At 34.2% G+C, this 13,963-nt stretch carries 11 protein-coding genes; all 11 read left to right on the top strand.

Going from position 1 to position 13,963, the window contains the following annotated elements; genetic code table 11:
- Window positions 1-8 precede the first annotated feature (8 nt).
- The 11 genes from ACQKN4_RS02915 to ACQKN4_RS02865 all read left to right on the top strand — a co-directional run bounded on the left by ACQKN4_RS02915 (window position 9) and on the right by ACQKN4_RS02865 (window position 13,961).
- Window positions 9-245 carry a hypothetical protein gene (locus ACQKN4_RS02915; protein ID WP_079561207.1) on the top strand — a complete coding sequence of 79 codons (237 nt, stop codon included), beginning with the start codon at window positions 9-11 and terminating at the stop codon, window positions 243-245.
- A 260-nt stretch (window positions 246-505) separates the two neighbouring features.
- Entirely contained in the window at window positions 506-814 is a 309-nt protein-coding gene (locus ACQKN4_RS02910) for a hypothetical protein (RefSeq protein WP_079561206.1), read from the top strand.
- A 608-nt stretch (window positions 815-1,422) separates the two neighbouring features.
- Window positions 1,423-1,944: a hypothetical protein gene (locus ACQKN4_RS02905; RefSeq protein WP_079561204.1), complete on the top strand. Its 522-nt coding sequence runs from the start codon at window positions 1,423-1,425 to the stop codon at window positions 1,942-1,944.
- Complete coding sequence (locus ACQKN4_RS02900) at window positions 1,944-2,699, top strand: hypothetical protein (protein WP_079561203.1); 756 nt, start codon at window positions 1,944-1,946, stop codon at window positions 2,697-2,699. Before ACQKN4_RS02905 ends, ACQKN4_RS02900 begins: the two co-directional genes overlap by 1 nt.
- 37 nt (window positions 2,700-2,736) lie before the next feature.
- Entirely contained in the window at window positions 2,737-3,504 is a 768-nt protein-coding gene (locus tag ACQKN4_RS02895) for a hypothetical protein (RefSeq protein WP_427482195.1), read from the top strand.
- Window positions 3,505-3,598: 94 nt separating this feature from the next.
- The gene (locus ACQKN4_RS02890; RefSeq protein WP_427482193.1) at window positions 3,599-4,081 is read left to right on the top strand and encodes a hypothetical protein; all 483 of its coding nucleotides are present in this window, start codon (window positions 3,599-3,601) and stop codon (window positions 4,079-4,081) included.
- A 15-nt stretch (window positions 4,082-4,096) separates the two neighbouring features.
- Window positions 4,097-4,555 (top strand): hypothetical protein, encoded by a 459-nt coding sequence (locus ACQKN4_RS02885; RefSeq protein WP_427482191.1) that lies wholly within the window; start codon window positions 4,097-4,099, stop codon window positions 4,553-4,555.
- Window positions 4,556-4,568: 13 nt separating this feature from the next.
- Window positions 4,569-5,528: a tyrosine-type recombinase/integrase gene (locus tag ACQKN4_RS02880; protein ID WP_427482189.1), complete on the top strand. Its 960-nt coding sequence runs from the start codon at window positions 4,569-4,571 to the stop codon at window positions 5,526-5,528.
- A 106-nt stretch (window positions 5,529-5,634) separates the two neighbouring features.
- Window positions 5,635-12,702 carry a phage tail tip lysozyme gene (locus tag ACQKN4_RS02875; protein ID WP_427482187.1) on the top strand — a complete coding sequence of 2,356 codons (7,068 nt, stop codon included), beginning with the start codon at window positions 5,635-5,637 and terminating at the stop codon, window positions 12,700-12,702.
- Window positions 12,703-13,302, top strand: coding sequence for a distal tail protein Dit (locus ACQKN4_RS02870; protein ID WP_427482185.1), 600 nt, complete (start codon window positions 12,703-12,705; stop codon window positions 13,300-13,302). It begins immediately after the preceding gene.
- Window positions 13,302-13,961 (top strand): hypothetical protein, encoded by a 660-nt coding sequence (locus ACQKN4_RS02865; RefSeq protein WP_427482183.1) that lies wholly within the window; start codon window positions 13,302-13,304, stop codon window positions 13,959-13,961. Before ACQKN4_RS02870 ends, ACQKN4_RS02865 begins: the two co-directional genes overlap by 1 nt.
- The last annotated feature ends 2 nt before the right edge of the window (window positions 13,962-13,963 follow it).

Genomic DNA, 13,963 nt, shown 5'->3' with positions numbered 1-13,963 from the left:
TGAAAACAATGGAAGAAACAAAATGTCAAGTATGTACAACATATGATGCTTTCGAAAATTTAATTGAAATCGGCACTGAACCTAAGCAAGCCTTTCATATTGCCGTATCACAGTTAATTGCTAGCACGTTAGAAACAGCTATTGAAGAAGCATATGACGAAGGTTATGAAGTAGGCTTCAAAGAAGCTTCTAATGATATAGCTGAAATCGTTGGTTCATATGCGAAAGCTGTAAAAGAAGCGTAAGTTACAAAAACTACTGCTAGATCTAAAAAAACGACTAGAAATTAATCGTAATGATTTAATCGTTTTTCGATTAGCAACACCAATTTAGTTTTAATTTCCCAGTCGCACTAGCGAAAAGTTTGAATGGGCTAAATTTAGCGTTGTTCAATACATTACTTTAGCTGAGCTAATTTTAATGAAATCAACTCACCCCGCTTCTTAAGGGCTCATATAGCGTTGCTTATGTAAAAGAATTATTTAATATCAAAGGATAACACACAATGATTGCAAAATTAGATTATTTAAACTATATGCACTCATTAAAAGGCTCTATCTTTAAGATTTTGCCACTATATGAGGAAGGTGTTTCTACGCTACCTGACCACATTAATTCAGTTATTTTTGAGGTTCATAACGTAAAAGAAATCACACCTGAATATGATGGCGCATGGATTGTTCAAACTCATGCTATTCTTAATGGATTGCTTAAAGAGTGTATTAAAGAGGACAATAAACCATTCATTAAAAGCAAAGTGTTTGGAACTATTGACACGATTGAAAAACAAATACAAAAACTAGAACAGGAATGATGTAATGTTTAGCGCTTGTAGAAAAAGGGTTCGAGCTAATGATAACACAATTAAAGACTTGTAAAATTCCACAAAAAGACAAATGGTGAACTATATCTTAGATTCTCCTTCCCTATCTTATGTTTTTATTGATATGCAGGAAACATTACCAATCCCTAGTATCGTAAATGACATTAGATCTTTTTATGGGCGTAAATTCTTGTTTTTTCCTGATTTGGAGAGACTTCACTTACCTTGTTACAAACATGGTTGATGATGAAATATATCCTCAGTTAATCGGTGAACTTTATAACACTGAGTTCCCTATTAAAACGAAAGAAAAATCAAGGTGGTTACTAACACTGTTGGTTAGACCAATCTATAAAACAGAAAAAATAAATATTAAAAAGCCTTGTATAATGACTGACAAGATTTACTCTCAGGATGATAACTCTCTATTCCCTTTCCTAATGGTTCAGTTATTTTAAAACTACCTTAGCAAATCACATTCCTGAAATTAACTCAACTGTAACCATATATCAGAATCAGTATCAAGTTACCGTATCAATGGAACATGTAATGAACGGTATTGGTTACATTGAAATCCAACTGTAAAGGATTCCAATAACATGATTAAACAAAGTTCAACAGTAGAGTTCTTCTCAAACATATATCAAATTTTAATCACTGATGAAGAACTAATGAGATTATTAAAATATGAGCCTAAAGGATATGACACTCAAGAAAACTATCATCCCGACCCACTTGACCCTAAGTTACCAAACTTAGTAAACATTGAAAGTGATGATTATTGGAAACTAGTTGACGAGAGAGTTGTTTTAGGCGAAAAAACCTCTGACCTAATAGAAAATAAACTATGCAAGATTTACATTTACGAAGGTAGACGTAGACCTGTAATTGAAAGCTATCTAGTAGCACAACAAGAGGTTAACATTGACATTTTTATTCATGAATCATTTGACAGAGATTTAAGAATATCACGAATATCTGACAGGATTAATGAGCTGATAGCGTTAGAGCGTATTGCAGGCTTTGGTAAGCTCGAATACAAATCAGGCAACCCTCGTGAAGCCCCAACACATTATAGACGCTTCTTACATCAATACACAATGAATGTGAGTAAGAAATAATGCACCACATTGAAAATCTAGACTACGATAAGAATTTATTTATTTTCGGTGAAACAGTAGATACGAAATTTGGTTCTATCAGATTTTTAACCTATCGAGAATATCTTAGTCATGCTGCTGAGATAAATCTTATCGCTCAAAACTCTCTACACATCTACTACAACTATAGAAATCAACTAAAAGAAGCTATGGCAGATGAATCAAGTCTAAAAGCCTTAACGGAAATCAAGGAAGCAGACCTATTAGAGATTGTTCTTAGTACACGACAGTTGTTAAATGCTTATTTGAAGATTTTTCAATTAGTGTTTGATGGAAATGAAGAAATACAATACGAAATAATCTTTGAATCTAGTGAGAGTTTTCACTTTGTCAGAAGATTAATTATGGATATGAATGTAATCACAGAAGACAAGGTTTCTCCTAACGAAGAAATTCAAAGAGCTATTGAACGCTCTAGAAGATTTAAACAACAATCCTCACAGGAGCAGACATTTGTTGATATTGTTACTTCTATTGTCGCAAGTACAAGTAACAGTTTTGATGATGTATGTAGAATGAACATTTTTCAAGTTTACGCTATTTATGCTCGTGTTGGAGCTATCTATAACTATCAGACATCTACCCTATTTGCCACAGTTGCAGAGAAGGTAAACATTGAATCTTGGAATAAGCATATTGACTTATTCAAATTAGAAGATGATGTAATATCTAAGAATGAATTTGACAAGAAATTTGGTGGGCTACTTCAAATGTAGCTCATACACAATATAAATAAATGGAGGAATTTACTCAATGGGTAAAATCGTAATTCAAGACACAGCAGATGTAACAATCACTGACCTAGAAACAGGTAAAGTGGTACTAAACGCGGAAGCACAGTTAGCAGGTATCAAAGGCTCTATCTCAGAAGAAGACCTTAAAGGTGGTATCGGTAACAAAAAACTTTACAAAATTCGTACTGACAAAGCAATTGATTTAGCAATGCGTTCAGCAGTAGCTGATATTGAGTATTGGGCAATGACTCAAGGTGTAGCTGTAGAAGAAAACGGTAAAGGTCAATTCACAGCAAATACTAAAGGTATTGTTGTTGTAGACAGCGCCACTTCTGCAAACGAAATCGTATTACCTGATGGTGCTATCGTAGGAACTAAAGCACAAGTTGAACTACCTGATGGTACGCAAGAGACTTTAAATGTTGTTGTTTCTTTAACAGACAAAACTAAGAAAGCTGTTGAATTAGCAGGAGCTAATGGCACTTTCAAAGCAGGACAAGAGTTACATGTATTCTATCAAGAGGAAGTAGAAGGTCAAAGAATTTCTATTGATTCTACTAAGTTCGCAGGAAAATACAGAGTAGAAATGAAAACAATTGCTTATGACTTAGATACTGCAAAAGTAAAAGCAGATATTCTATTTGATTTCCCTGAAACAATCCCTAGTGGTGAGTTTGATATTTCATTAGAGAACGGTAATGTTTACACACCTGAAATCAATTTTGCAGTAATTAACCCTAAAGGTGCAGATGAAATGGGTTCAATCCTGCTTAAACCACGTAAATAAGAAATATAATAATATGTCATAAAAACTAGGGCGAGAGGTCAACCTCTCCCCTTTTTATTTCTAAACTATTAACCGATAAAAAGGAGATTTTACCATGACAACAAAAAGACAGTCACCAATTAAATTAAAAGAGATTCTAGCTGAATCTAAGAAAGTAGATGTAATGTCTACATTCGTAGTTGACCCTGAGACTAAAAAAACAGTTAAGTATAACGAATACTTTGACCGCACTCAAGTTGAGAAGCTAACTCTTGAGCTATTCAACGATATGCAGTACGCAATCGAAAAAGAATACAGTTTCTTTGAAAGTGAAGAACAACTAATTAAATATGAGCTATTGCTTATTATTAAATACTTCTCTCACTTTAAAAATGAAATCGGTGACACGTTCGAAGAAAAGATTATGGCAATGGAAGCATTAATGAAGATTGGTTTATTTGACCTATTCTTCGATGAAATTTTTGACCAAAATCAAGTTGGAGAAGTAATCGAACGTGTAAACAAGGTTGCTGAAAAAGCTGTATTGGCTCAAGAAGCAATTAATGAAGCATTAGAAACAAAAGGAGATTTTAAATAAGTTAGGGTGATGTAATTGCCTACATTCAGTAATATCAAGGATTTAGAAAAATATGTTCAAGGTAAAGTGAAGGACACCATTAAAAGCCCACAAGTTCTAAACGTGTTTAGACACGCAATGGTAGATTCTGTTTACACAGAAGTCTATGACTATTATGAGCGTAGTTATGATGCTGGCAGTCTTTCTGACGCTAGAAATATGGTATTTACAAAACATAAGCTTAATGGAAATACCTTCGCTTCTGACTTTGAAAACCTCACTAGTGATTCAATGGATGGCTATTTTATTTCAGAGCTAATTGAAAATGGAAGTGATGTACAGCACACCTCTAGCAATTCTGAGAATGGTTGGTATAACCCTGATGAAAAATGGGCTGAACCTAGACCATTTGCAAAAGCAACAGCAGAAAAGCTAGATAAAACTACTTATAACAAACACCTTAAAAAAGCTTTAGAGCAAGGTATCAACAATTGAAGGAGGTGAGAAAATGGCAATTAAAATACCTCCTGTAACTAATGAAGAATGGCTTGAATGTAATGAGTGGAATAGAAAGATTGTTAATAAGTTCTTGAAACAACAACATCTATCAGATAAAACACTTAAACAATATACAAGCGCATTAAAAATCTTTGTGAGATATGTTAAAGATGAATTTGACAACAGCCCTATCCACAAATTAAAAGCAAGACACGCTTTAGATTATCAGAATCACTTGATGTCATTAGAGTTATCTTCTAATGCTGTTAAGTTCAAACGCTCAGCAGTAAGTTCACTTTGTAACTATATTGAACTTTACTATGGCGAAGACTACCCTGAATTTAGAAATATCTTCAACAAGGCTATTCCCTCCCCTCCTAAACAGCTTGTGAGAGAAAAGAATATTGTAGCGAAAGAAGATATTGACAGGCTTATTGCAGAGCTTGAAAAAGAAGGTGAGTATCAAATGATTGCTTACTTCTTATTAAGCTACAGCACAGGCGCACGTAGAGCAGAAATTGCTCAGATGAAAAAAGAGTTCTTTGATATGCCTAAGGTAAAGAACAAAGACTTCTACGCAACACCTCATGTTCGTGGTAAAGGTAAAGGTAAGGTTGGTAAACCGATCAAACTGATGTATAGCAAAGAAGCTAGACAAGCTATTTTAAAATGGCTTGAAATTCGTGGTGAAGACGATAACCCATATGTTTTCGTTCGTAAGTTTAAGAATGGTGAAACAAAAGAACTTAGTCCTGACGCTTTCAATGCGTGGTTTACTAATAAGTTCAATTATATCTTAGGATATAAACTAACACCCCACGCACTTAGACGCTCAAGAGCGACACACTTAGTAGTTGAAGAAGGAAAAGACATTAATAAAGCTAAGGTGCTTTTAAATCACATCTCTACTGAAACAACATCTATCTATGTTATAAAAGATGATTCAGATGAACTAGATGATATTTTCTAATACTTTGAATTACATCCCTACCCTATTTCGGTTAGGGGTTTACTTGAGGGTTTTAGACTGCAACAAAATAGTTGCACAACGACGAATAAAGAAGGAGCTAAACATTTTGAGTATTACAAATAACGAAGTAAAGTTTTTGGTTTCGTTAGATATTGATAAAGATAAATCCAAAAAAAGGATTGATACATTCTTATCTAAAGAAATGAAAGATAAAAAACTAACTTTTGGTGTAAATGTTGGTGCATCTAATAAAAACATCAAAACATTTTTAGACAAGCATAAAAATAAAAACATTAACCTTAGTTTTGATGTTGCAGTTGGACAAAGTAAAGCAAACATTCAAACTTTCCTAAACAACCAAAAACAAGCTAAGAAATCTTTGATTTTCTATGTTAATGAACAAGCAACACAAACTACAGTCAAGAGTGCTTTAAAGAAAATTCAGGTGCAACCACTACAGATTTCTTTTGGTGTAAATTATCAACAATCTAAAGCAAATATTAACAAATTTATAGAGACTGTTAAAGTAAACCAAAAACCAATTGAGCTTATTTTAGAAAAAAAGGCTAGTGTCGAAAACATTAATAAAAGCCTAGAAAAAATTATTTTCGCTAAGGCAAAAGTAAAACTAGAACTTGCTAAAGGCGCATTTAATCATATTAAAGACACTGTTGAAACGAAAGAACTACAAGGTCTTAAAACTGTTATGGAGCTTGATGTTGAAAAAACGAAGCTACGCATTTCAGAACAGATTAATAAAATGTCTTTACCGAAGTTCAAAATTGATGTTGTCGCAAATGTTACACCTGTCGTTAGCTCAGAAACAGTACAAGCTACTGTTAAAGAAGCACCTTCTCATGTAAAAGAAATACCCTCACCTCCTACTGACTTTAATGAAACTATTGGAGCACTTAAAGAACTCCGCTCTATTCTTATAGATATTAATACTAAAATGACTGACTTGAAAAAAAATACGTCTGAGGATACCAGTTTGGGAAAACAATTCTCAGACAGCGGAGCTAAATTTTTAGAGATTGGCGAAGCAATTACTTCAACAACAGAAGCATACACAAATTTAAAAGGTGCAAACAACGAAGCAACAGAAGCATCGAACAAAGGATCTAAAGCTGCTAATTTATTATCTTTTGCTTTTGGTGGTCTTGGTGCTGCTGGTATGGTGGCAGGCTATGCTATTCAGTTTTTTACTGCTAGGTCTGAGGAAGCTAAAAAAGCAAAGGAAGAACTTAGAGCTAAAAATGAGCAAGAAATCAAGTCATTTGCAGACAATGAAAAAGCTATTGATAGCTTATTATCTAAATATAGTACACTTTCAGCAGAAAGCAAAGGACAACAACTAGATTCTCAAAAGTATAAAGAATTACTTGATACTCAAAATGAACTAGGTAAACTACTTCCTAACTTAGTTAAAGGTGAAGATGAATATGGTAATAAAATTCTAGTTTCTTCTATGCAAGCCGAAACTAAAGTTGACATTCTAAAACAAGAGCTTGAGGTTCAAAAACTACTTAATGCTGAAAAGGGAAAAAAAGAGCAAGAAGAAGCAGAAGAGACAGCCAGAGACACTATCAAAGACGCCAATAAAGACAAAGAAGCAAACCTAAAAAGTGCTGGCCAATATGTCTACACAATGGATTTAGTAAGTAAAAACTACAAGGAACTTAGGGATGAACTTACTAAGGGCATAAATCTTGAAGGAGAATGGTACAGTAGTAAATCTGTAAAGAGTATTGATGATGTAAGACTAGCAATTGAAAGAACAAAAGAAGCTTTAGCTAAAAAGACTGAGTTAAATCTTTCTGATGGTGCTATTCGTAGGTTAGAGAATACTCAAGAAGGATTAGAACAAATCTATTTCGAGCTTCTACAAGGTCAAAAAGATGTTATGTCAGGTTTAAATGTATTAAAAACAGGATATACAAAAGACCTAGAAGATACCATTAAATTGACGGGAGACTTCTCTAAAGAAGGTCAAGAAGTATTTGAAGATGTTGCTAACAGTGTTATCAACTTAGCTGAAACTGAGTCTGATTTAGATGATTTCAATGAAGCTATAACTATGGCGTTAGGTAAAAAAGATGCTGATATTGAGAAAAACTTTACTGAATTAGCAGATACTATTTCTGAAATGAAAAAAAGTGGTATAACTGATGCTGAAGAACTTGAGAAAAAATATGGTGATTCATTTTCTAAAATTAAGAAAAGTATTCTAGATGCTCTTGTTAAATCAGGTATAAAAGAAGGTACTGCTCTTTATGAATCATATGAAAAAACTCTTGATACATTCATAAAATCTAAACTTAACGAAGAAAAAGCAATTAAAGAAATCATGGAAACTCAAGGTAAAGGGCGCAAAGAAGCTGAGGAATATTTCAAAACTCATAACGAAGGCGCAGAAGGTCTTGCCGATGTTATAGACCCTATGGTGGAGTACGCACAGAAAATCAAAAGTTTCAGCTCTCTAGGAGAGGAAATGCTAGGTGTCACTGGTAAACAAATATCAGAGACAAACGAGTTGACAGGTATTTATAAATACCTTTCGAGCGTAACTAATAAAACAACAGATGAACAGGCTAAACTAGAAGACGCTATGAAAAAGCTAAAGGCTCTCTACCCTCACCTTGTTAAAAATGGTGAGATTAGAATTGAAAGCATAGAGGCTGAGAATAAGATGAATAAGATTCTTACTGAATCTTACAAAAACTTATCAGATGGTAAGTACAACTCAGAAGAAGAGCAAACTTACTATTCTGCCGTTGGTGCAAAAGCTCGTGTTGAAAATCTTCAAGTAGAGCTAGAGGCATTAGAAAAAGCCAAAAACTTCCATGAAAAAAATGCATTGCTTATGTCTGGTTTTAGCGGTGTTGCGGGATTGGCTATGAAGGCTACTGCAATAGCATACCGATCTAGATATGATGCAACAAAAGCTAAACTAGATCAAGAATTAGCAAAATTGAACACAGGAATCAATTCTTTAAGTACCTCTAATGATAAATACTCTAAATCTAGTGATAAAGCCAGTGAATCAACAGATAATTACTCTAAATCTAGTGATAAAGCCAGTGAATCAACAAAAGATGCAAAAAAAGAGCTATCAGAATTAGAGAAAATTACTAATAAGTATACTTTAACACTTGATAAGCTTAACACTTCTTTAAAAGAGGTTGAAAGTAGACAAAAGAAATACCCTACTTACTCTAAACAGTATAGACAAGCTCTTGCAGATGAAAACAAATTACTTCAACAGCAAAACGACATATATAATCAAAAACTAAAAGACCTCAATGGAGTAACTAATTCAAGTTCAACAACTGTCTCAGGCACAGGTGGTACAGTTAGACCGAAAGGTTGGTCAGGACAAATTACTTCGCAATATGGTACTCGTTCTGATAATCACAGAGGTACTGATATAGATGGTAAAATCGGTGATATTCTTGAGTCAAACATCAACGGTAAAGTTTTAAAAGCAGGTGACGCTACTAAGATTGGTGAAGATAAGTCATATGGTAATTTAGTTATTATTCAAGATGCTAATAACAACAAACATTACTATGCTCATATGAATGATGTATCTGTTGTTAAAGGTCAACAGATTACAGCAGGAACTAAGCTAGGTACAATTGGTAACACTGGAACTGTTAGAAGTGGTAGTGGTGGAGATGGTTCTCACCTTCACTATGAAATTAGAAATTCTAGTAACCAAACTATCAATCCTAGTTCATATATTACTAGCGCTAGACAAGGTGTAACCTCAGGTGGTAGTTCTAAGGCAAGTGGAAATTCAACTCAAGCCACAGTTTGGAACTTCTTTAAATCTAAAGGACTTAGCGATAGTGCTGTTGCAGGGATTATGGGGAATATTCAACAAGAATCTAGCTTTAGCTCTACAGCAGGTAAAAACGCTCAAGGTAGCGCCTTTGGTATTGCACAGTGGCGAGGTAGTAGACTATCAGAACTAAACTCTTTCGCAAAGAGCAAAGGAACTAGTGCAAATGATTTAGGAACACAGCTTGATTTCATGTGGAAAGAGCTTCAAGGCAAAGAAAAACAAGCTCTACATTCATTAAACAGAACACTAACTGCGACCGAACATGCTTCAAACTTCAATACTCTTTATGAGCGTAATGGAGAAAAAGCAGGTAGCAAAGGGCACAACAACAGAGTTAATTATGCAAACAACGCTTATAACACTTATGCAGGCTCAGGAGCTACAGCAGGTGGTGGCTCAGGTAATGATGATTACGCAAGAGCGCAATCTGAATCACAATCTATGATACAAGCTATCATGGCTAATAATGATAAAATATCAGAAAATCACTTCAACGCTATCAAGTCACAAATGGATGCTTATAAACGTGATAGAGATATAGAAGACAATGCTATTGTAAAACAAGCAGAACTTCAAAAAAATATGCTTGAATACTCAAAAGCGTATGAAGATAGCGTTAATAAACAATATACTGCCGAACAACGTAAGCTAAAAAGTTATCAAGCTGAATATGCATATATCCAAAAAATGTATGATGTAGGTGGTTTAGATTTAAACCAACAAGACCAATTGATTGATAGAAGATATGAGCTACAACAGCAAATGTTGCAATCTCAAAATCAAATCAAAGCTTACTATAACGAGATTATCAGTGGTAAATTATCAGGCTACGATTATAAGCAAGACAAGTTTGCTAAAACCCTTGAGTGGGAAGAAGTTAAGATTCAATCGCTTGATAATACAAGTGAACGATACAGAAAAACTCTTGAAATTATGGCTAACACTCGTAAAAGCCAATTAACTACTGCTAAACAAGAAATTGACTATATAAACCAAATGCTAAGTAAAGGGAATCTTACAATTGAAATGTATGAGGAACTTACTTCTAGAGCAGGCGAACTAAAAAAAGAACTTGTTGAACTTAATGAGGCTTTACATCAATTAAATTATGAAAAGGTTCAAGCTGTCGCTACTTCTCATGATATTAAAATAGATGATATTGAATTCGAGCTTAGCTACAATCAGTCATTAAGAGGGTTGCTTGATGAAGGCTCAGGAGACTACTTAGAAACTCTTAAATCTGATATGGAGCTTTATCAAAAGCAACTTATAGAAGTTAAGCAAAAAGAAATAGACATGAAGGCAGAAATGCAAGGTATGGACTTAGGCTCAAAAGAGCTTCAAGACCTCGAAGAGCAACTTGAAGAAGTTGCTTTATCATATCTTAGTGTCCAAAAATCTGTTAAAGACACTCAAGATGCTATTGATAACTTTACACAATCAATTGAAGATAAAATTGAAGAAAAGCGTGAAAAGCTTGCAGATGATATGATAAACGCCTTAAAAGACGCCATAAATGAAGCTAAAGACATTCAACTTAGTGCTATTGATAAGTTAATTGAAGCTGAGGAAGAGCGTCACGAAAAAGTGATGAAACAGTATGACAAAGAGCTTGAAGCTTATACTAAAATCATTGATGCTAAACGCAGAGAGATACAAGATGCTGATAGAGATAGAACTCATGGCAATAAATTAGATGAGCTTAACACTCAAAAACAAGAGCTACAAAACAAATTAAATCTTCTTTCTAACGTCAATACTTATGAAGGTATTAAAGAGAAAGAAGAGCTTCAAAAACAAATTGCAGAGATTGAAAAACAGATTAATGAAGAAAAATACCAATATGAAAAAGACCTGCGTGAGCAACAGCTTGATGATATGCTTGACGATAAAACTGAGCATATTGAAGACCTAAAAGATAAAGAGGATGAACACTCCAAAGAGGTTCTTAAAAATCTTAATAGACAAAAAGAATATTGGGAAAAATATTACTCTGACTTACTAAATGACGAAGCTGAGTTTATTAGACTTAAAGAGCTTATGATGAAAGGTCACTACGAAGAGATTACAGCAGAATACAATAAATATATTGACATGCTAAAGGCTAGTCTACCTGACCTTGAGGATACATTCGATGGTACTATGGAAGCCGTTGGTGCTCAAATCCGTGAGAATGTAATAAATAAAATGGAAAGTCTATTAGATAAAATCAAAGAGGTAAAAGCAGAAATTGAAGACTTGAATAGACTAAAGGACACTGTAACAGGTGAACATGATTTCAAGACTGATGCCCATAATACAGTTGAAAACGCAGGTAAAACAAAATCACTTACCGATGCTGATATGAAAGTTATTATGGCTAAGTTTATGAATGAGGAAATTGCAGGCAAACTAAATCCTCAAACAGATGCAGTTAGAATTAAAAACATCAAAGATAAAGCTGATAAACTTGCAAGCGAAGGTAGAAAAGAAGGCTCTCAAATAGACGCCAACCAATCATTAGGCTCTCTCTTTGACTCAATGTCAAAAGAACAACTATCTCAAGTTGGTGGATACTTCGATAAAAATGCTAGTAATAGTGGTTTCTCTACACAAGAGTACTTAGATTACATCAAAAAGTTTGGTCAAACAGCAGAAAAAGGAAAAGTTATGACTCATGGTGATAAGCAGGTAATGCTTGCAAAATACATGAAAGAAACTCTAATGCCTCAAGCTGACACTAAATCCAAAAAAGATGCCATTAATGGGACAGCTACAAAAATTGCTGATTCAGGAAGGAAAAATACTTCTCTTATCTCCCCTAACGTTTCCTATAAACAATCACTTAGCAAGTTATCAGGTAAACAACAGGCAGAACTTGGTCAGTACATGTTGGATAACTCAGGTGTTATTAGCTTCACTGAGCTTAAAGATATTTTAATTAGATATGCTAGTAATCTAAGATTAAATCAATCTAATGATTTTATTGGCTCTCCTGCTAGTATGGATGTAGGTGGTATGACTAAAGGCTTTGGCTCTACAGGTGGTACAGATGGTAAAGGTGGTAGGTTAGCTCTACTTCACCAAAATGAGATTGTGAGCAATCCCCTTGACACAGAACGCATGTTACGCATTTCTTCTATCATGGACAATATAATGCGAACTATCAACGGTGCAATCGCCCTCCCTACTCAACCAAAAGTAAGCACAGTTAGTACACCAACATCAACAGATAACTCAACTGTTGTTCATGTCAATATTGACAAGTTTAATGGAACTAAGAACGATATTGATAAATTGGGCGACCAAATTAAAAACAGACTATTAAGAGAGAAAGGAAAACGATAAATGAAACAAGCAATACAATTTATGTATGATGGTGTTTCTTCTGAGGATATGGGAGTTTTTATTGCTTGGAGTGACGATGGTCTATTCGAAGAAAACTTCCTCCCTAACAGACAAATCATCGAGAAAAAAATAGCAAATCGTGAAAAACCTTACTTTCAGAGAGTGGAACATGAGCCACTCTCTTTTAGTTTGTCTTTTGCTATTGCAGATTGGGAGAACAAAGACACGCTGAGGAAATTAGCTCGTTGGTTCTTCCAACCACATTATAAGCCACTAGTGTTTGATTCAAACCCAAATAGAGTGTTTTATGCAATGTTCGAGGGTGATAGTCAACTATTTCACAATGGATTAAATGAGGGATATATCGAATTAAATATTAGATGTGATTCCCCATACAGCTACTCTTTTGAACAAACAAAGGAAAACATTGAGCTTCGTGATATTAACGTTGGTTCTAATGTTGTATTAGATGATTCAAATTTCTCTTTGGGAGATATGAGCAATATGCAAAATACATCTAATGGTTTAACAATAGACACTACTCTATCAACATGGGGAAATGTTTATGCAACTACTAGTAATTGGGGAGGAATAACTTAATGGAAAAAACTAATGGTGGATTAGAACTAGATATTACTACTAATACCACATTTGATAATGATGATATAAAAGAAACAATTGTTAACTATGGTAAAAATTTTTCCGCTATCGAAAAGTATTTAAGAGAATCAACAAGCTCACCAAATAACCTTGCTGTTGGTCAAATGATTGAAAAAGGAAAGATTATTTGGAATGAAAACCCTGTAATCGGTAGTTATGTTGGTTGGGTAAATATTCGTGAAGGTAAACATGCGCCTAGTTGGAAACCAAATGTTAATTACACTGTAGGTCAAGAAATTAAAGCAACACCTGATAATGGAAACATTTATCGTTGTGTAACAGCAGGGAAAAGTATGGTTAACTCCCCTACTTTCCTTCAATCAGAAGGTGTTGAGTTTTATGATGCCATAGGCAATAAGTGGTTTCCTAACTACAACTATAAAGTTAATGATGTAATCTTCCCTACAAACGGTAGTAAATTATATTACTACATTTGTGAAACAGAAGGCTTAACAGGTGAAAATGAACCTGTATGGTCAAGTGTTGTAACAGGGACTACAGTAATTGACAAGTCTGTTGTGTGGAGAAAAGAAGCAACAGTTAAATGGAAACAAGTAGGTATTTCCTCAGAATTTAGACCATTCGGTAAGGTTGAGTGATA

Source organism: Lysinibacillus sp. NPDC093692, assembly GCF_050280125.1.
Classification (GTDB): domain Bacteria; phylum Bacillota; class Bacilli; order Bacillales_A; family Planococcaceae; genus Lysinibacillus.
Note: the sequence above shows the minus strand (reverse complement) of the source record. Positions and strands in the feature narration are given on the sequence as shown.